The 18,480-nt window shown below is 68.8% G+C and carries 18 protein-coding genes and 1 tRNA gene; 9 read left to right on the forward strand and 10 right to left on the reverse strand.

Going from position 1 to position 18,480, the window contains the following annotated elements; genetic code table 11:
• Nucleotides 1-32: 32 nt before the first annotated feature.
• Together rpmE and fadD1 are read right to left on the reverse strand one after the other, a co-directional pair.
• A complete protein-coding gene (gene rpmE, locus G6N58_RS00700) occupies nt 33-257 on the reverse strand; it encodes a 50S ribosomal protein L31 (protein WP_068918167.1) in 225 nt (74 codons plus the stop codon).
• A 140-nt stretch (nt 258-397) separates the two neighbouring features.
• On the reverse strand, nt 398-1,975 hold the full coding sequence (gene fadD1, locus G6N58_RS00705; RefSeq protein ID WP_115280147.1) for a fatty-acid--CoA ligase FadD1: 1,578 nt from the start codon (nt 1,973-1,975) through the stop codon (nt 398-400).
• Between the two features lie 94 nt (nt 1,976-2,069).
• Here fadD1 and G6N58_RS00710 point away from each other — a divergent pair, with 94 nt between their 5' ends.
• The gene (locus tag G6N58_RS00710; protein WP_115281916.1) at nt 2,070-2,690 is read left to right on the forward strand and encodes a TetR/AcrR family transcriptional regulator; all 621 of its coding nucleotides are present in this window, start codon (nt 2,070-2,072) and stop codon (nt 2,688-2,690) included.
• Here the strand turns inward: G6N58_RS00710 and G6N58_RS00715 are convergent.
• Nucleotides 2,665-3,261: a maleylpyruvate isomerase family mycothiol-dependent enzyme gene (locus G6N58_RS00715; RefSeq protein ID WP_115280146.1), complete on the reverse strand. Its 597-nt coding sequence runs from the start codon at nt 3,259-3,261 to the stop codon at nt 2,665-2,667. The genes G6N58_RS00710 and G6N58_RS00715 overlap by 26 nt on opposite strands.
• Before the next feature lie 70 nt (nt 3,262-3,331).
• Here G6N58_RS00715 and G6N58_RS00720 point away from each other — a divergent pair, with 70 nt between their 5' ends.
• Entirely contained in the window at nt 3,332-3,778 is a 447-nt protein-coding gene (locus tag G6N58_RS00720) for a MarR family winged helix-turn-helix transcriptional regulator (protein WP_115280145.1), read from the forward strand.
• Nucleotides 3,779-3,828: 50 nt separating this feature from the next.
• Here the strand turns inward: G6N58_RS00720 and rho are convergent, their stop codons facing one another.
• The 6 genes from rho to argS all read right to left on the reverse strand — a co-directional run bounded on the left by rho (nt 3,829) and on the right by argS (nt 12,496).
• Nucleotides 3,829-5,835 carry a transcription termination factor Rho gene (gene rho / locus G6N58_RS00725; RefSeq protein ID WP_115280144.1) on the reverse strand — a complete coding sequence of 669 codons (2,007 nt, stop codon included), beginning with the start codon at nt 5,833-5,835 and terminating at the stop codon, nt 3,829-3,831.
• 278 nt (nt 5,836-6,113) lie between these two features.
• Entirely contained in the window at nt 6,114-7,061 is a 948-nt protein-coding gene (gene thrB / locus G6N58_RS00730) for a homoserine kinase (RefSeq protein WP_115280143.1), read from the reverse strand.
• 4 nt (nt 7,062-7,065) lie between these two features.
• Nucleotides 7,066-8,136, reverse strand: coding sequence for a threonine synthase (gene thrC / locus G6N58_RS00735; RefSeq protein WP_115280142.1), 1,071 nt, complete (start codon nt 8,134-8,136; stop codon nt 7,066-7,068).
• Nucleotides 8,133-9,458, reverse strand: a complete 1,326-nt coding sequence (locus G6N58_RS00740) for a homoserine dehydrogenase (protein WP_115280141.1) — start codon at nt 9,456-9,458, stop codon at nt 8,133-8,135. The genes thrC and G6N58_RS00740 overlap by 4 nt, the downstream gene beginning before the upstream one ends.
• Before the next feature lie 3 nt (nt 9,459-9,461).
• Nucleotides 9,462-10,796: a diaminopimelate decarboxylase gene (gene lysA / locus G6N58_RS00745; protein WP_115281915.1), complete on the reverse strand. Its 1,335-nt coding sequence runs from the start codon at nt 10,794-10,796 to the stop codon at nt 9,462-9,464.
• A 50-nt stretch (nt 10,797-10,846) separates the two neighbouring features.
• On the reverse strand, nt 10,847-12,496 hold the full coding sequence (gene argS / locus G6N58_RS00750) for an arginine--tRNA ligase (protein ID WP_115280140.1): 1,650 nt from the start codon (nt 12,494-12,496) through the stop codon (nt 10,847-10,849).
• A gap of 110 nt (nt 12,497-12,606) precedes the next feature.
• On the opposite strand from argS, the gene G6N58_RS00755 reads away from it, so the two are divergent.
• Nucleotides 12,607-12,679 (forward strand) — tRNA-Arg (locus tag G6N58_RS00755).
• 27 nt (nt 12,680-12,706) lie between these two features.
• Here the strand turns inward: G6N58_RS00755 and G6N58_RS00760 are convergent.
• Nucleotides 12,707-13,573 carry a LysR family transcriptional regulator gene (locus G6N58_RS00760; RefSeq protein ID WP_115280139.1) on the reverse strand — a complete coding sequence of 289 codons (867 nt, stop codon included), beginning with the start codon at nt 13,571-13,573 and terminating at the stop codon, nt 12,707-12,709.
• Between the two features lie 102 nt (nt 13,574-13,675).
• Between G6N58_RS00760 and G6N58_RS00765 the strand changes: the two genes are divergently transcribed.
• From G6N58_RS00765 to G6N58_RS00790, 6 genes are all read left to right on the forward strand, one after another.
• Nucleotides 13,676-14,416, forward strand: coding sequence for an SDR family oxidoreductase (locus G6N58_RS00765; RefSeq protein ID WP_115280138.1), 741 nt, complete (start codon nt 13,676-13,678; stop codon nt 14,414-14,416).
• 32 nt (nt 14,417-14,448) lie between these two features.
• Nucleotides 14,449-15,162, forward strand: coding sequence for an SDR family oxidoreductase (locus G6N58_RS00770; RefSeq protein WP_232067678.1), 714 nt, complete (start codon nt 14,449-14,451; stop codon nt 15,160-15,162).
• A gap of 248 nt (nt 15,163-15,410) precedes the next feature.
• Nucleotides 15,411-16,187 (forward strand): substrate-binding periplasmic protein, encoded by a 777-nt coding sequence (locus tag G6N58_RS00775; RefSeq protein ID WP_163907806.1) that lies wholly within the window; start codon nt 15,411-15,413, stop codon nt 16,185-16,187.
• Nucleotides 16,188-16,886, forward strand: coding sequence for an amino acid ABC transporter permease (locus G6N58_RS00780; protein ID WP_115280136.1), 699 nt, complete (start codon nt 16,188-16,190; stop codon nt 16,884-16,886).
• The gene (locus G6N58_RS00785) at nt 16,879-17,646 is read left to right on the forward strand and encodes an amino acid ABC transporter ATP-binding protein (protein ID WP_147289404.1); all 768 of its coding nucleotides are present in this window, start codon (nt 16,879-16,881) and stop codon (nt 17,644-17,646) included. The genes G6N58_RS00780 and G6N58_RS00785 overlap by 8 nt, the downstream gene beginning before the upstream one ends.
• A gap of 65 nt (nt 17,647-17,711) precedes the next feature.
• Nucleotides 17,712-18,467 (forward strand): IclR family transcriptional regulator, encoded by a 756-nt coding sequence (locus tag G6N58_RS00790; RefSeq protein ID WP_163907808.1) that lies wholly within the window; start codon nt 17,712-17,714, stop codon nt 18,465-18,467.
• Nucleotides 18,468-18,480: the final 13 nt, after the last annotated feature.

Here is an 18,480-nt window from a genome sequence, read left to right on the forward strand (position 1 = left end):
ACGAGCACGACGGGCGGGCGCCGGTGAGGTGACTACTTGTCGGCAGCAGTCTTGCGCTTGCCGTAGCGCGCCTCGAAGCGCGCCACGCGGCCGCCGCTGTCGAGGATCTTCTGCTTTCCGGTGTAGAACGGGTGGCACTGCGAGCAGACCTCGACCACGATGTGGCCGCTGTCCTTCGTGCTGCGGGTGGTGAAGCTGTTGCCACAGCCGCAGACCACGGTGGTCTCGTTGTAGGCAGGATGGATGCCGGTCTTCATAGTGTCCTCTTCGATAGGTGGTCGCCGGGTCGCCCTGAACTCCAAAACCTGGCTTGCGGGCGTGAACCGGAACCTGAGGTGGTCGACGGTCGATTATGCCAGGTCAGCCGTCGCTCTCCCAAAACGCACGATAGGCGCCACTAATTCCCGGGGCAGTATCGGCGCGAGCGAGCCTCGCGAACCCACAGCGTGCCGCCCGGCGGCGTGCTCCCCCAGGCCACCAACTGACGCTTGAGCACCTTGTTGGTGGCGGTGGCGGGCAACTCGTCGGCCACCCAGACCCGGCGTGGCCAGGCCTTGGGTGAGAGGTCGGCCTGCTCGGCCAGGAAGTCCCCGAACTCCGCCGGCGTCAGCGTCATGCCTTCGCGCAGCACGACCGCAGCCATCACCTGATCGCCCACATGCTCGTCGGGCACGGCGTACACCGCGGCCTGCGCCAGCACCGGCAGCCGCATCAGGATGCGCTCGATGGGTGCGGAGGTCATGTTCTCTCCGTCCACCCGCATCCAATCGGCGGTGCGCCCGGCCAGGTAGATCCAGCCGTCGGCGTCCCGGTAGGCCAGGTCGCCGGACCAGTACATGCCGTGGCGCAGCCGCTCGCCGGTGGCGGCCTGGTCGTTGTAGTAGCCCTGGAACAGGCCCGCGCCGCTGGTGTTCACCAGCTCTCCGATGGCCTTGTCGCCATTGAGCAGGGCGCCGGTGGGGTCGAATTCCGCCACCGGGCACTCGGCGAGCGTGTCGGGGTCATGGATGGCCACCCCGGGAAAGCCTTTGCCCACCGAACCGAGCGGGCAGTTGTCCTCCCTGGTCACGATCACTGCGCCCTCGGTGGAGCCGAAACCGTCCCACACCGTGCAGCCGAACCGCCTGCCGAATTCCGCGATGTCCCGATCGCCGGCCTCGTTGCCGAAAGCCACCCGTAGCGGGTTGTCCGCGTCGTCGGGTTGTTCCGGGGTCGCCAGCACGTAGGCCAGGGGCTTGCCGACGTAGTTCATGTAGGTGACGCCATAGCGCCGCAGGTCGCCCAGCAGCCCGGACGCCGAGAACGTGGCCGGCGCCATGGCCGCCCCTGCCCCCAGCGCCACCGCCCAGCCGGCCAGCAGCGCGTTGGAGTGGAACAGCGGCATCGACAGATAGCAGGTGTCGCCGGCGGTGATGCCGAAACGCTGCACCAGCGCGGTGCCGGCGAACAGCACCGTCAGGTGGGCCACCTGAACGGCTTTGGGGTCGCCGCTGGTGCCCGAGGTGAAGATCATCATGAAGGTGTCGGTGGGCCCGACGTTGCGGTGCACGCTGAACGGGCCTGCGGCGCCGAGCAGTTGGGCCCAGTCGGGCGCCGAGACGTCAATGATGCGCACCCCGGGTAGGTCGAGGCCGGCCAGCAGGTCGCGGTGGGCGGCATCGGTGAGCAAGATCTGACAGTCGGAGCGCAGGATGTCGCCGGCCAGCGCCGCGCCGCGGCGGGTGGTGTTGATGCCGCACAGGACGTAACCACCCAGGCCGGCCGCTGCCATGGCGGTCAACATCTCGGGGGTGTTGCCCAACAGCGCGCCGACGTGCAGCGGGCGCTGCGGGTCCGCGATGCCCATCATCGCGGCAGCCTGGGTGCGGGCGTCGGCCAGGTGCTCGCGCCAGGACCATTGCCGGTCGCCGCACCGGATGGCCACCGCCCCGTCGTCGATGCGTTCGCGGAGCAGTTGCTGGACGGTTTCAGCCACTCGACCCACCTCATGTCAACGGTGAACAGAACAGAGGATCTGTCTACTGGCACGCTGCCACATCTCCACCGGCCCGGTGGCCGGTTCTGCCAAGATGTTCACGGTGAGCGCCAGTCCAGAGACCCAACCGCGCGCAGGCGCCCGGACCGTCCGCGATCGACTGATCGACGCCGCCGAGACCTGCCTGCACGAGAAGGGCATCCGGGCCACCACGGTGTCCGAGATCGCCGAGGCCGCTGGAGTGTCCCGAGGCTGGCTCTATCGGCATTTCCCCGACAAGGCGACCCTGCTGGGGGCGGCGATAGTCCGGCTCAACGACGCCTTCTGGGGCGAATCGCACGCGGTTCTGGCCGACATCGACGGATTGGCCGAGCAGATCGCGGCGGGGGTGCGCCTGGGCCGCAGCGCCTACGACTCCCCCGGCGCCTTGCTGATGAAACTGCGCCGGGACGAACCGGAGGAGTTCGCGGCGTGCGCCGGCGCGGGTGTACAGGGACTGGTCCCGGATCTGGGTGCCTTCTGGACGCCGTACTTGGCCGCGGCGGCCGACCGCGGCGAGATCACCGTCGACGATCTCGACGAGGCGGGCGAATGGGTGGCGCGCAGCCTGTTGACGATGGCAACGGTGCCGGGCAACACCCTGGACCCCGATGACCCTGCCGCGGTCCTGCGCTATGTGCGCCGCTACGTCATGCCGGGGCTGCACCAGCACTGAGCCGGCGTCGGCCGCTGAGCACCAGCACCAGGTCACGGATCGGGGCCGTGACGGGTTGGCCGTCGCCCACCGCGAAGTCAGCGTCGGTGGCCACCAACCTGACCCCCTTGAGGTGACGGCGGGGGTTCATCGGAAAACGCATGCGCCACAGGTGCGCTGCCACCACACGCGCGGCCGGCCCCGGCATCGGCCGATCGATGCCCAGCGGTATCGCGATGTCCTGCCCATGCACCAGGACATCCATCAGCGGGTCAGCCGGCGTGGTGCCCGGCGGCCTGCGCCGCGACCCGACGGCGGACCGCAGCGCGGCGACGAGTTGGTCGGGTCGACGGTCGTCGGCGGTGACCAGTCGTCGCATCATGGTGTTGAACCGGAACCCCGAACCCAGCATGGCCGCCAGCATCTGCGGCGCGGCCAGCTGCGAATGGGTCAGGTGGGCGGCGACATCACGGACATTCCACCCGTCGCACAGCGAGTCCACCGCCCACTGATCGGCACTCAACGCCTCCAGCTGATCAGCGAGGTCCGCACGTTCCCGGTCGACCCAGGACCAGATGGTGGTTGTGTCCATGCGGCACCTCCCAGTTTTAGTCAGCTTTCCTGACGAAATTTAGTCAGGAAGCCGTACTACTGTCAAGGCCATGGCGCCCCCGGCCTCCTCCGAACCCAGCTCTGCCGTGCTCATGTTCATCGCACACCGCGCCGCCGAAGGGCAGGTGTTGGAGCGGCTGCACACGGTCGGCTTCGACGATCTGACACCGGCCCAGTGCCGCCTGGCGCAACGCCTTTCGCCGTCGGGGATCCGCCTGACCGATCTGGCCGAGCAGGCCGGGGTGACCAAGCAGACCGCCGGCGCCCTGGTCGACGAGTTGGAACGCCACGGTTACGTGCTGCGCGAAGCCGACCCCGATGACGCCCGCGCGCGCCGCGTCGTGCTCACCGAGCGCGGTCGGCAAATGTGTCACGCGGCCACCGAGGAGGTCGGCCGGATCGAGCAGCAGTGGCGAGAGCACCTAGGCGAGCCGGCGTACCGGCAGTGGCGGGCGGCGCTGGTGGCATTGCGCGAGATCACCGATCCGTACCGGTGACACGAAAAAGCCCCTGACCCGGCGGGCAGGGGCTGATCCGTTGCAAGTGCCTAGTCGCGGTCGTCCATGGAACCGGGCGCGGTCTTGGACACCTGAACCAGGAACTCGTAGTTCGTCTTGGTCTTCCGCAGCTGGCTCATCAGCAGATCGATGGCCTGATGGCTGTCCAGCCCCGAGAGCACGCGGCGCAACTTGTGCACGATCGCGAACTCGTCCGGCCCGAGCAGCAGCTCGTCCTTGCGGGTGCCCGACGGGTTGACGTCGACGGCCGGGAACACCCGGCGCTCGGCGATCTTGCGATCGAGCTTGAGCTCGGCGTTGCCGGTGCCCTTGAACTCCTCGAAGATCACCGTGTCACCGGTGGAACCGGTCTCGACCATCGCGGTGGCGATGATGGTGAGCGATCCGCCGTGCTCGATGTTGCGGGCGGCGCCCAGGAAGCGCTTCGGCGGGTAGAGCGCGGTCGAATCCACACCACCGGACAGGATGCGGCCCGACGCCGGCGATGCGTTGTTGTACGCACGGCCCAGTCGGGTGATCGAGTCGAGAAGCACCACAACGTCTTTGCCCTGCTCGACCAGGCGCTTGGCCCGCTCGATCGCCAGCTCGGCAGCCTGGGTGTGGTCTGACGGCGGCCGGTCGAAGGTGGAGGCGATGACCTCACCCTTGACCGAACGCTGCATGTCGGTGACCTCTTCAGGCCGCTCGTCGACGAGCACCACCATCAGGTGGCACTCGGGGTTGTTGCGGGTGATGGCGTTGGCAATGTCCTGCATGATCGTGGTCTTACCGGCCTTGGGCGGAGACACGATCAGGGCACGCTGGCCCTTGCCGATGGGCATGATCAGGTCGATGACGCGGGTGGTCAGCTTGTCCGGCCCGGTCTCCAGGCGCAGCCGCTGGTTGGGGTACAGCGGGGTCAGCTTGCCGAACTCGGGGCGGTTCTTGGCCGCGTCCACCGGGCCGCCGTTGACCGTGTCCAGTCGCACCAGCGGGTTGAACTTCTGCCGCGGGTTCTGGTTGTTGCTGTCACCCTCGCGGGGGACGCGCACCGCACCGGTGACCGCATCACCACGGCGCAGGCCGTTCTTGCGGACCATGTTCATGGAGACGTAGACGTCGTTCGGCCCGGCGAGATAGCCCGACGTCCGCACGAAGGCGTAGTTGTCGAGCACATCGAGAATGCCGGCGACCGGCTGGACGACATCGTCGTCGCGCAGTTCTGTGTCGTTGCCACCCTCGCCACCGCCGCCGCGTTCGCCGCGGCGCTTGCGGTCCCGGAAGCGACGTCCGCGGCGGCCGCCGCGGCCCTCGCCGTCGTCGTCACCGTCGTTGTTCTGGTTGTTGTTGTTCTGGTTGTTGCGGTTCGACTCGTTGCGGTCGTTGTTGCGGTTGCCTTCGTTCTGGCCCGAATTCTGGCCCGCATTGTTGCGGTCGCGGCGGTTGGACTGCTCGCCACCCTGCTGGTCACCGCGGTCCTGTCGGCGGGGAGCGTCCTGAACGGGGGCCTTCTCGGCCTCGAGCTCGGCGGTCTTGACCTCGGCGGTCTTCGCCTCGGGGGCCTTCACCTCGGCGGTCTTGGCCTCGGTCTTGTCGGCGCGCTCGGTCTTGTCGGCGCGTGCGGGCTTGGATTCCTGCTTGGGCTGCTCGGCGGCCGTGTCACCGGCGGGCGAGCCCGACTGGCGGGAGGCGCTACGGCGCTCGCGGCGCCGCGGAGCCTCAGCGGGCGCGGCCTCGGCGGGCGCGGTGTCAGCCGCTGGGGCGGAGGCAGCCGGCGCGGCAGCCTCGCTCGGTCGATCGGCGCCGTTGGCCGGCACACTGGCCTGACGCTCGCGGATGGCGGCGATCAGGTCGCCTTTACGCATCCCCGAGGTGCCCTTGACGCCCACCCGGGCAGCCAGAGCCCGCAGCTCAGGCAGCACCATCGAGGTGAGCGAGCTGCTGGACTTGTCGGAGCCGACAGCCGCGGAGCCGCGGGGAGCCGAAACGTCGGCAGTCACGCCCGGCAGCTCGGTCTGGGATGCGCTGTCAGCCGTGATGAGGTCCGTATCAGTCACGGATTTCCTTTCTTCCCCCACAACGTGCCGTGTGGAGGGTTAGCTGCACTCAGCAAAACACTGAGCGCGACGTCTCACCGTCGGCTTCGCAGGCGGTGATCGCCGGGATTCGCGGCAAAGGGCGAACCGTCAGTCCACAAGTTGATCACAAGAAAGTTGGTGGTCGTCCTAGTGTCGGCGCAGAAGACGCTGCGATTGCCGGGACGCGACCGAGGATAACGCGCTTCACGGGCGGAAGCAAGAATGCCACCTCGGCGTGTGGCCTGTGCCCGAGGGTGTCAGACCCGGGCCGCCACCCCGGAAGTCCAGCGAACTCCGTCGCCGATCTTCATTTTCTCGACGGTGAATCCATGTGCGGCGCCGAAGTCGAGAACCTCCGGTGGCAACTCGGGTGTGGTGGAGAACGCCATCACCGCTGGTCCGGCTCCGGAGAGCACCGCTGCACATCCACAACGGCGCAGCATCGCCAGATATTCCGCCGACGCCGGCATGGCCGCGGCCCGCTGGGGTTGGTGCAGAACGTCCTCGGTGGCCGGCATCAGCAACTCGGGGCGCTCGGTCAGGGCCACCACCAGCAGTGCCGCCCGACTCAGGTTGAACCGCGCGGCGGTGTGACTGACCTGTTCGGGGAGCACCGCCCTGGTCTCCGCGGTGGACGAACGCACCTGGGGCACCGCGGCGAACAGATGGATGTCCGGATGCACCCGGATGGACGCGGCCTGGTAGCTGGGCACTCCGTCCGGGCCCGGTTCGGTCCAGGACACCACCGCGCCGCCGAGCACTGCCGCCGCGGCATTGTCGGGATGCCCCTCGAACTCCGAGGACAGCTGCACCAGACGCCTGGCATCCATGGCCGGCGTATTGACTTGCGCGGCAAGGCCGTTGACCACCGCCAGGCCGCCCACCACTGCAGCTGCCGACGATCCCAACCCGCGCGAGTGCGGAATGACGTTGCGGCAGCGGACAATCAAACCCTCCGCACGCAGACCGGTGGCAGCCAGTCCCCGCTCGATCGCCCGCACCACCAGATGCTCCGGGCTCAGCGGCACCTGGCCGCTCCCCTCGCCCTCCACCTCGATGATGAGCCCGGAATCCGTTGTCTCGACTACGATTTCGTCGTAGAGGCCAACCGCCAGACCGAGGCTGTCGAAGCCGGGCCCGAGGTTGGCGCTCGATGCCGCCACAACGGCGGTGGCGGTGAGTCCGGAAGGCAGGGTGTGCGGCATCGGGTCAGCCCAGACCCAGTTGCGCGACGACGGCCACCGGATCGACCGGGACCGCAGTGACGGTGGGCATGCCCTTGAGCGCGGTGTCGGGATCTTTGAGGCCGTTGCCGGTGACAGTGCACACCACGGTCGAACCCGGCGTCACCCAGCCGTCCTCCACGGCCTTCAACAGCCCGGCGATGCTGGCCGCCGAGGCAGGCTCGACGAACACGCCCTCACTGCTGGCCACCAGCCGGTAGGCGGCCAAGATCTCCTCGTCGGTGGCGGCCAAAAAGCGACCGCTCGACTCCTGCTGCGCGGCCACCGCACCGTCCCACGATGCCGGGGCGCCGATGCGGATGGCGGTGGCGATGGTCTCGGGGTTCTTCACGGGCTCCCCCGTCACCAGCGGCGCGGCCCCGGCGGCCTGGGTGCCCAGCATGCGCGGCAGCGTGTCGGCCAGCCCGTCGCGGTGGTATTCGCGGTAGCCCTTCCAGTATGCGGTGATGTTGCCGGCGTTGCCCACCGGCAGCGAATGCACATCGGGCGCCTGGCCGAGGGCATCGACGATCTCGAAGGCAGCGGTCTTCTGACCCTCGATACGCACCGGGTTGACGCTGTTGACCAGAGCGATGGTCGGGAAGTCGGCGGTGAGCTTGCGGGCCAACTCCAGACAGTCGTCGAAATTGCCGTCGATCTGGATGATCTTGGCGCCGTGCATCACCGCCTGGGCAAGCTTGCCCATGGCGATCTTGCCCTGCGGGATCAGCACCGCGCAGGTGATGCCGGCCTTCGCCGCGTAGGCGGCGGCCGATGCCGACGTGTTGCCCGTGGAGGCGCACAGCACCGCCTGCTGGCCACGCGCCACGGCGTCGGTGACGGCCATGGTCATGCCGCGGTCCTTGAACGACCCGGTGGGATTGAGCCCCTCGACTTTCAAATGCACGGTGCAGCCGGTGTGTTCGCTCAACCGCTTGGCATGGATCAACGGCGTACCGCCCTCGAGCAGCGTCACCGCGGTCCAGTCCGCGCCGATCGGCAACCGCTCGCGGTAGGCCTCGATCAGGCCGGGCCACGGCGTGTGCACCGGTGTCATTCGCCGGCCCCTTCCATGCGTAGGACGCTGGCCACCTGGGACACCGCGTCGAGCTCCTCGAGCGCCGAAATGGTTTCCGAGAGCGCCTCATCGGTGGCCTGATGGGTCAGCACCGCGATGCGCGCACCGACGCGCTGACCGCCGTCGTCGGCGATGCCCTCCTGGCGCACCTCGGCGATCGAGACCTCGCGCTTGGCGAATTCGGCTGCCACCGAGGACAACACACCGGGGCGGTCCTTGACGTACAGGCTCACGTAGTAGCGCGTGGGAATCACGCCGATGGAGGCGATCGGCAGCTTGGCGTACTTGGACTCGCGCGGTCCGCGCCCACCCTGGACGCGGTTGCGCGCGGCCATCACCAGATCACCCATCACGGCCGACGCGGTGGGGGCGCCGCCGGCGCCCTGGCCATAGAACATCAGCCGTCCGGCGGCCTCAGCCTCGACCACGACGGCGTTGAACGCACCGCTGACCGAGGCCAGCGGATGATCCAGCGGCACCAGCGCCGGGTACACCCGGGCCGAAACCTTCTGCTTGCCCTTGCCCGTGGTCAGCCGTTCGCAGATGGCCAGCAGTTTGATGGTGCAGCCCAACGCTTTCGCCGATTCGAAATCCTCGGCGGTCACCTTGGTGATGCCCTCGCGGTACACATCGTCGGCGGTGACGCGGGTGTGGAACGCGATGGAGGCCAGGATCGCCGCCTTGGCCGCGGCGTCGTAGCCCTCCACGTCGGCCGTCGGGTCGGCTTCGGCGTAGCCGAGCGCGCTGGCGTCGGCCAAGGCGCTGTCGTAGCTGGCACCGGTCTCGTTCATGGCCGACAGGATGTAGTTGGTGGTGCCGTTGACGATGCCCGCCACCCGCACCACGGTGTCGCCGGCCAGCGACTGGGTGAGCGGTCGGATCACCGGAATGGCCCCGGCGACAGCGGCTTCGAAGTACAGGTCCACCCGGGCCTTCTCGGCGGCCTGGGCCAGTTCGCCGGTGGACTGCGCCATCAGCGCCTTGTTCGCGGTGATCACCGACTTGCCGCGCTCCAGGGCGGTCAGGATGGCCTTGCGTGCGGGTTCCACCGGCCCCATCACCTCGACCACGATGTCAACGTCCTCGCGGGCCACCAGGCCCTCGATGTCCTCGGTCAGCAGCTCCACCGGCACACCGCGATCGTCGGCGACCCGGCGCACGCCCACACCGCGCAGCACCAGCGGCGCACCGATGCGGGCGGCCAGATCCTCGGCGCTCTCCTCGATGATGCGAACCACTTCACTACCGACGTTGCCCAGCCCCAGCACCGCGATGCCGACCGGCTTCTCTTCACCCGCCATGGGTCACCTCACTTCCAAACTCAACAGATCGTCGACTGTTTCCCGTCGCAGGATCAGCCTGGCCCGGCCGTCGCGCACGGCCACCACGGCAGGGCGACCCAGCAGGTTGTACCGGCTCGACATGGAATAGCAGTAGGCCCCGGTGGCCGCGACGGCCACCAGATCACCCGGCACCAGGTCGTCGGACACCCAGGTGTCGCGGACGATGATGTCGCCGCTCTCGCAGTGCTTGCCGACCACGCGGGCCAGCACCGGGGCGGCCGCACTGGTGCGTGAGACCAACCGGACGTCGTACTCGGCGCCGTAGAGCGCGGGCCGGATGTTGTCGCTCATCCCGCCGTCCACGCTGACGTACCGGCGGTGCTGATCTGCCGACACCGCAACGTCTTTGACGGTGCCCACCTGATAGACGGTGATGGTGCCCGGCCCGGCGATGGCACGGCCCGGCTCGACCACCAGCGTGGGTGTGGGCAGCCCGACGGCGGCGGCCTCGTTCTCGACGATGGCGGTGAGCTTCTCGGCCAGCTCGTGCATCGGCGGCGGGTTGTCGTGAGGGAGGTAGGCGATGCCCAGACCGCCGCCGAGGTCGATGATCGACATCTGCGCGGTCTTGTGGGCGCCGAACTCGGCCACCACATCACGCAGCAGGCCGATGACCCGTCGGGCGGCGACCTCGAAGCCGTCGACGTCGAAGATCTGCGATCCCACGTGGCAGTGCAGGCCGACCAGGCGCAGGTTGGCGGTCGCGAACACCCGCCGCACCGCCTCCATGGCCGCGCCGCTGACCAGCGACAGGCCGAACTTCTGGTCCTCGTGGGCGGTGGAGATGAACTCGTGGGTGTGCGCCGACACCCCGGGGGTGACGCGCAGCAGGACATCCTGCACCACACCGGCGGCGCCGGCGACGGCCTCCAGACGCTCGATCTCGATCTCGGAGTCGATCACGATGTGCCCGACGCCCGCCTTGACCGCTGCGGTGAGCTCATCCACCGATTTGTTGTTGCCGTGCACGGTGATTCGCGCGGGCGGGAAGTCGGCGTGCAGTGCGACGGCGAGTTCACCGCCGGTCGCGACGTCCAGCGACAGACCCTCCTGATGCACCCAGCGAGCGATCTCGCTGCACAGGAACGCCTTCGAGGCGTAGTGCACATGGTCCCCGCCGCCGAACGCCGAGGCGATCTCGCGGCAGCGACCGCGGAAGTCGTCCTCGTCGATCACGAACAGCGGCGTGCCGAACTCCGCAGCCAGATCGGCGACGCTGACACCGGCCACCGACACCATGCCGTCCGAGCCCCGAGAAGCGTTGCGCGGCCACACATTCGGCGCCAACGCCATCATCTCGTCAGCGGAGTCGGGCGCCGGCGGAGCGCCGGTTTCCGGATGTGCGCTCACATGCGCTCCGGTGCGCTGACACCCAGGATCGCCAGGCCGTTGGCGATCACCTGGCGGGTGGCCTGGCACAGCGCCAGCCGCGCGGCGTGCAGGTCCGAGGGATCCTCATCACCCTGCGGCAGCACGCGGCAGGAGTCGTAGAACCGGTGGTAGTCACCGGCCAGGTCCTCCAGGTACCGGCAGACCCGGTGTGGCTCACGCAGATCGGCCGCGGTCTTGAGCACCCGGGGGAACTCGCCGATGCTGCGGATCAGCGTGCCCTCCTTGTCGTGGCTCAGCAGTTCCAGATGCTCGGTACTGGGGGCCAGCCCGAGCTCGGCGGCGTTGCGGGCCAGCGCGGAGAGCCGGGCGTGCGCGTACTGCACGTAGTAGACCGGATTCTCACTCGACGCCGAGGACCACAGCTCCAGGTCGATGTCGATCGGGGTGTCCACCGACGAGCGGGTCAGCGCGTACCGGGCGGCGTCCACACCGAGGGCGTCCACCAGGTCGTCGAGGGTGATCACGGTGCCGGCGCGCTTGCTCATCCGCACCGGCTGACCGTCGCGCACCAGGTTGACCATCTGGCCGATCAGCACCTCGACGGTGTCGGGGTCGTCCCCGAGTGCCGCTGCGGCGGCCTTGAGCCGGGCGATGTAGCCGTGGTGGTCGGCGCCCAGCATGTAGATGCACAGGTCGAACCCGCGTTGGCGCTTGTCCAGGTAGTAGGCCAGGTCGCCCGCGACGTAGGCCGGGTTGCCGTCGCTCTTGATGACCACCCGGTCCTTGTCGTCACCGAACTCGGTGGTGCGCAACCAAGTTGCGCCGTCCTTTTCGTAGATGTTGCCGTTGGCGCGCAGCGTGGCGATGGCTTCGGCCACCCGGCCCGAGGTGTGCATCGAATCCTCGTGGGTGAAGACGTCGAAGTCGGTGCCGAACTGGTGCAGGGATTCCTTGATGTGGGTGAACATCAGGTCCACCCCGATGGATCGGAACGTCTCCTGCTGCTGGTCGGAGGGCAGGCTCAGCACGTCCGGGGCCTGCTCCAGCACCTGGGCCGCGATGTCGGCGATGTAGGTGCCGGCGTAGCCGTCCTCGGGGGTGGGCGCCCCGGTGGCCGCGGCCACCAGCGAACGGGCGAACCGGTCGATCTGGGCGCCGTGGTCGTTGAAGTAGTACTCGCGGGTGACGGCGGCACCCTGGGTGCTCAGCAGCCGGCCCAGCGCGTCGCCGACGGCGGCCCAGCGGGTACCGCCGATGTGGATCGGGCCGGTGGGGTTGGCCGAGACGAACTCCAGGTTGACGTTGATGCCCAGCTCGGAGGAGTTGCCGTAGGCGGCGCCGGCGGCGATCACGTCGGCGACGATGCGGCCCTGGGCTGCGGCGTCGATGCGCAGGTTGACGAACCCGGGTCCGGCCACGTCGGCCGCGGCGACCCCGTCGGCGGCCGTCAGGGCCTCGGCCAGCCAGCCGGCCAGCTCGCGCGGATTGGCGCCGACCTTCTTGCCCACCTGCAACGCCAGGTTGGTGGCGTAATCGCCGTGCTCGGGGTTGCGCGGACGCTCGACGGTCACCGTGGCGGGAAGAGCGTCGGTGTCCAGGTCATGGGCGGCCAGCACCGCAGTGGCGGTACTCCTGAGCAGATCGGCCAGATCGGCGGGTGTCACGGGGGTCCATCCTATGGTCTGGGGTGGTCGCGGCCCGAATCGATTACCGGTGGTCGGCGCAGCCGCCGGGATGCGTTAGTCTGTGCAGGCCCATTGGCGCGTGGTACCGCGCCCCCGTAGCTCAGGGGATAGAGCGTCTGCCTCCGGAGCAGAAGGCCGCAGGTTCGAATCCTGCCGGGGGCACTTTCCCGATCATCTCCCCCTCGGTCGTCAGCCGACCAGCAGCGTCTGCGCCGCCGAGATGAAATCGGTCACCAGCCGGTTGGTCTCTGCGGCCCGCGTGGCCACCACCACGCTGCTGGCGGAAAAACCCTCCAGCGGCACGGTCACCAAGTCAGGGCGCAGCGAGCTGCGCCGGTCGCCGACCGGGAGCACGGCAACGGCCCGTCCGGCAGCCACCAACTCCATGCGGTCTTCGAAACTCTCGATGAGCGCCTCGGCCGACGCCGGGTCCGTGGGGTGGAAGATCTGGCGGGTCCCGCCGTGGGAACAGATGATCGACTGACCGGGCGCGACGTCATCCATCGACACCGAGCTGCGTGTGGCCAGCACGTCATCGGCGCGCACCACCAGCTTGCGGGGCTCGTCGTAGAGCGGCGTCAGGCGAACGTGGTCGGTCGGGATCGGCAGCGGCGCCCTGGCGACCAGGACATCAACCACCCTGTCGGTGAAGGCCCCTTGCTCATGACACGCGAGATGGCGGGTGACGATGTCCGCCTCCGGGTGCCGGCGACGCAGTTCACTGACTGCGGAGGTGATGAGCAGGTCCTCGACGTAGCCGATGACGATCCTGTCCGCCGCGTGCGCGCGGGCGGTGGCCATGGCCCGGCGGGCGGTGCGCAGCAGGGTCCGCGCCTCGGGCAGAAAGGCTTCGCCGGCGTCGGTGAGCGCAACCCCCTGCGGGGTGCGGTCGAACAGTCGGACACCGAGGCGGCGTTCCAGTCGCTGGATCTGCTTGCTCAGCGAGGGCTGCGCCACGTGCAGGTCTGCCGCGGCACGGCTGAAGTTGTGGTGCTCGGCGACCACGGTGAAGTAGCGGACGAGTCTGAGTTCCAGGTCGGTTCCGAGTTCGTGCACTGATGGTCAAACGACGCGCACGGTGGGCGTATTCCGATTCGGCATGGCGCAGTGCCGAGCAGGTCTTGGACATGTCGGCTGCGCCGTCGAAGACTCGATGACATGGGTAGATATGACGGCAAGAACGTGGTGATCACCGGTGGGAGTAGCGGTTTGGGGTTGGCGGCCGCCCACTACCTGGTCGAGCACGGGGCCCGGGTCATGGTCACGGGACGCAATCAGGACACCTTGGATGATGCCGCCCGGTTCCTGGGTGATCGCGGGATCGCGGTGGTCAGCGACGCGGGTTCGCTGACCGCGATCGACGCACTCGCCGACCGGGTCCGCGCCGACTTCGGCACCATCGATGCGTTGATCGTCAACGCGGGGATCGGGAGCTTCGACGCGTTTGTCGACGTGACCGAGGAGACCTTCGATGAGGTCTTCGCCATCAACACCAAAGGCCCGTTCTTCACGGTGCAGAAGCTGGCCCCGCTGCTGAACCGCGGCAGCGGTGTGGTGTTGACGACCTCGATCGCGAACCAGACCGGCTGGGATGCCCTGAGCGTCTATTCGGCCAGCAAGGCTGCCTTACGGTCGATGGCGCGCACCCTCAGCCGGGAGCTGCTGCCCAGGGGTATCCGGGTCAACGCCATCAGCCCAGGGTCGATCGACACGGGGAAGCTGGAAAAGGAAGCACCGGAGAAGGCCGCTGCACTCAAGGCCGAATTCGAGGCCAGCAGCCCGATGCATCGGTGGGGCCATCCTGACGAATTCGCCCCTGCGGTGGCGTTTCTCGCGTTCGATGCGACGTTTGTGGCCGGCATCGAGCTCGTGGTCGACGGCGGCGAGTCGCAGCTGTGAACCACGTGTCGGGTGCATACGGAGGCAAGCGCGTGGTGATCACCGGCGGCACCAGTGGGATCGGGCTGGCCACCGCAGGACTCCTGGTCGACGGTGGTGCCCGGGTGCTGGTCACAGGTCGGACTCCGGCCTCGCTGGAATCGGCCCGCGCGGCACTGGGTCCCGGGGCCATCGTCGTCGAGAGCGACGCGGTGTCCGGCATCGACGAGCTGGTCGAGCGGGTGCGATCGGAGTTCGGTGCCGTCGATCTGCTGGTGCTCAACGCCGGCGGCACCGGCACGGCATCGGTTGCCGAGACCGATGAGGCGCTGTATGACGGTCTGTTCGACCTCAACACCAAGGCGCCGTTCTTCACGCTGCAGAAATTCCTGCCGATGCTGGGCGTGGGCAGCGCCGTGGTGCTGACGACGTCGGTCAGCAACACCAAGGGGATCGCCACGACCGGCGTCTATGCGGCGACCAAGGCCGCGCTGCGATCGATGACGCGGACCTTCGCCCGTGAACTCCTCGAGCGAGGCGTCCGCGTCAACGCGGTCTCCCCCGGTCCCATCGACACCGGGATCCTCGAACGCACCATGCCGGCACAGGCCGCGCGCGACTTCCTCGAACAGATCAGGGACGACAACCCGATGCGCAGATTCGGCGAGCCTGTCGAGGTGGCGCGGGCCATCCTGTATCTCGGCTTCGACGCTACCTACACCACAGGTACCGAACTCCTGGTCGACGGTGGTGCGTCAGATCTGTGAGCGGCCCTGCGCGGCTGTGCCCCAGCTCACCCGAAGCCACCACACAGCCGGTGCCGTGAGTGAAACCCAGTGCCCAGCAGTGTCTTTCAGAGATAAAATCACCGGTTACACGCAGGAAACGCGAACTTAACTTCGGCGGTGCCGAAGTTCCTTGCAGCTCATTGAAACGCTCTGCCAGGGTTGCCCACCGAGTGACACGTCGAATCGGCGCCCGTCCGGTGGAGCCGATGCTGCAAGGGAGTTCGCAAGTGCTGTGGAGAGTCCTACGCCTGGCCGTGGTGGCCTGTTTCGCGATGGTGGTGGCCGCGTGCGGTGGCGCCTCCGATGCAGGTCAGCCTGCTGCCGATGAGCTGAGGGTGGCGATCAACCCCGGATTCGTGCCGTTCGAGCAGATCGAGAACGGCGAGCTGGTGGGCTTCGATGTCGACCTGGCCAACGCGCTGGCCGCCAAGCTGGGCAAGACCGCGGTGTTCGATCAGATGCCCTTCACCAGCCTGCTGGCCTCGGTGTCGTCCGGGCGCGCCGACATCGCCATCTCGGGCATTCTCGACACCCCCGAGCGGCGCAAGGAAGTGGCCTTCTCCCAGGCCTACGTCAACGATTCCTTCGTGTTGACGGTGAACCAGGACAACCAGTCCATCACCGATCTGGAGGATCTGGCCGGAGCGAAGATCGCCGTACAGGTCGGCACCGTGCCGGAGGAGTTCGTCCGCGAGAAGGTGCCCACCGCCGAGTTCGTCACCGTGCAGGACACCCCCTCGGCGTTCCAGCTGGTGGCCCAGGGCCGGGCCGATGCCGTGGTGACCGACGCCCCGGTGGCCGGCTACTACGTCGACAAGGTCGGTGGCCTGCGCCTGCTGCCCACCCCGTTGAACACCGCCCAGCCCATCGCCGCGGTGCTGCCGCTGGGCAGCCCGATGGTGGAGCAGGTCAACACCGCCCTCGACGAGCTGGACGCCGACGGCACCCTGGCGACGTTGCGGGAGAAGTGGTTCGGCGAGTCGACCCCGCAGAGCGGCTCGTAGATGGACGCCGTGCTCGACAACCTGCCCTACCTGGCGCAGGGGTTCGTTGTCACCCTCGGTTGTGCGGCCGGGGCGCTGGTCCTGGCCCTGGCACTGGGCGCGGTGCTGGGCACCCTGGACTACTCCACACACACAGCGGTGGTGCGGTGGGCCATCCGCGCGTTTGTCGGGCTCTTCCGCAACACGCCGTTCCTGGTCCAGCTCTACATCTGGTACTTCGGGCTGCCCTACCTGGGCATCGAGCTCTCTCCGCTGGTGGCCGGGCTGGCGGGCCTGGGTCTCTACGGCGCCAGCTACGTCACCGAGATCGTCCGCGGCGCCATGACGGGCGTCGGGCGCGAGCAGGAGGAGGCCGGCCTGTCGGCGGGCCTGACCCGATGGGACGTCACCACCCGGATCGTCTGGCCGCAGGCATTCACCGGCATGATCCCGGCGCTGACCAACGAGATGGTGGCCTTGATCAAGAACACCTCCCTGCTGGGCTTCATCACCGTCACCGAGTTGACGCTGCGTACGCAGCAGGCGATCAGCTCCACCTTCGCGTCCCTGCCGCTGTACCTGACCGCCGGCGCGATGTACCTGGTGGTCAACGTCGCCCTGACCGCCCTGGCGCGGCGGCTGGAGAAGAGGCTGGCCCGCACCGGGCGCGGCAGCGCCCTGCAGGGCGCCACACGACAGGAGGTGGGCGCCGGTGCCTGACACGACACCGGTCCTCGACGTGCGGGGACTGACCATGACCATCGACGGCGCCACCCTGCTGTCGGACATCAGCTTTCAGCTCGACCGCGGCGACTCACTCAGCGTGGTCGGGCCGTCCGGCTCCGGCAAGAGCACCCTGCTGCGCTGCCTGAACCAGCTGGAGGGCAGCTGGACCGGAGAGGTGCTGCTGGCCGGCGCCCCCACCCGGTCGGTGACGCCGAATCAGCTGCGCAGCCGCATCGGCCTGGTCTCTCAGAAGTTCGCCCTGTTCGGGCATCTGGACGTGCTGGCCAACGTGACCCTGCCGCTGCGCCGGGTGCGCGGCCTGGCCAAGCCCGAGGCCGACGAACTCGCCGACCGCTGGTTGGAGCGGGTCGGGCTCGCGGGGTTCCGGCGCCGGCGTCCACACCAACTCTCCGGCGGTCAGCAGCAGCGGGTCGCGATCGCGCGGGCCGCCGCCCTGGAACCGGATGTGCTGCTCCTCGACGAGGTCACCAGCGCGCTGGACCCCGAACTGGTCGACGAGGTGGAGAACGTCATCCTCGATCTCGGCAGGTCCGGCACCACGTTGATCGTGGTCACCCACGACATTCCGTTCGCCGCGAAGGTGGGCGCCTCGATGATGATGCTGGAAGCCGGGGCCGTCATCGAGCACGGCACCCCGGCCGCCGTGCTCGGCAGCGCCCAGCCGCGGTCCCGGCGGTTCTTCACCCGTCACCTGCGGGGCCTGTCCCTCGACATCGAGGCGATCCCGCAGTGACGGCCGCAGGAGTGCTCCCCCGTTTCGGCGCTGCCGCCCCCCGGGGAGCGAGCATCATGGCAGGTATGCCCGAGACAGGTGGCGGCCGCGCCGAGAGCTCCGGCGTGCGGTCGCTGCGCCGGGGTCTGGAAGTGCTGCAGGCCATCGCCGACGCCGGCGGCGAGGCCAGCCTGCGCGACGTGGCCCGGCAGCTGCAGCTGGCTGAGTCGACCACCCACGGCCTTCTGCAGACGCTGGTCCTCAGCGGCCATGTGGTGCGCACCGACGAACGGCGCTACGGCCTGGGCCATGCGCTGATCCGCCTCGGCGAAGCCACCAACCGCAAGCTGGGCGCGCAGACCACCGGGGCGCTACAGGAACTCGCGACCCTGACCGGTGAGAACGTCGACCTCGCGGTACTGGAGGGCGCCGACGCCGTGTACATCGCCCAGGCCACCATGCCGGGATCACCCCGGTCGGCGCGGGAGGCCGAACGCCGGCTGCCCGCTCGCAGCACCGCGGCCGGCCGCGCCCTGCTGAGCCAGCTGCCCCCGGCCCAGCTCACCGAGTTCATCGAGCGGCATGTGGTTCCCGGCGGCGCTTCCCCGGCCCAGCTGGCCCGCGATCTCGCCGTGGTCCGCGGACGCGGCTTCGCCACCGAGATCAACGAGGTCGAAGCCGGCGTGTCCTGTGTGGCCGTGCCGGTCACCGGCGCCCTGCCCATGGCACTGACCGTGACCGGGCCGTCGGACCGGCTGACCAGTGAACGGATGCCGGCCCTGACCCCACACCTGCGCCGGGTCGCGACCGAGATCGGCTCCGGCCTGCGGCGCTCGCTGTAGCGCCGTTTCACCG

The organism is Mycolicibacterium tokaiense (assembly GCF_010725885.1).
Taxonomy (GTDB): Bacteria; Actinomycetota; Actinomycetes; order Mycobacteriales; family Mycobacteriaceae; genus Mycobacterium; species Mycobacterium tokaiense.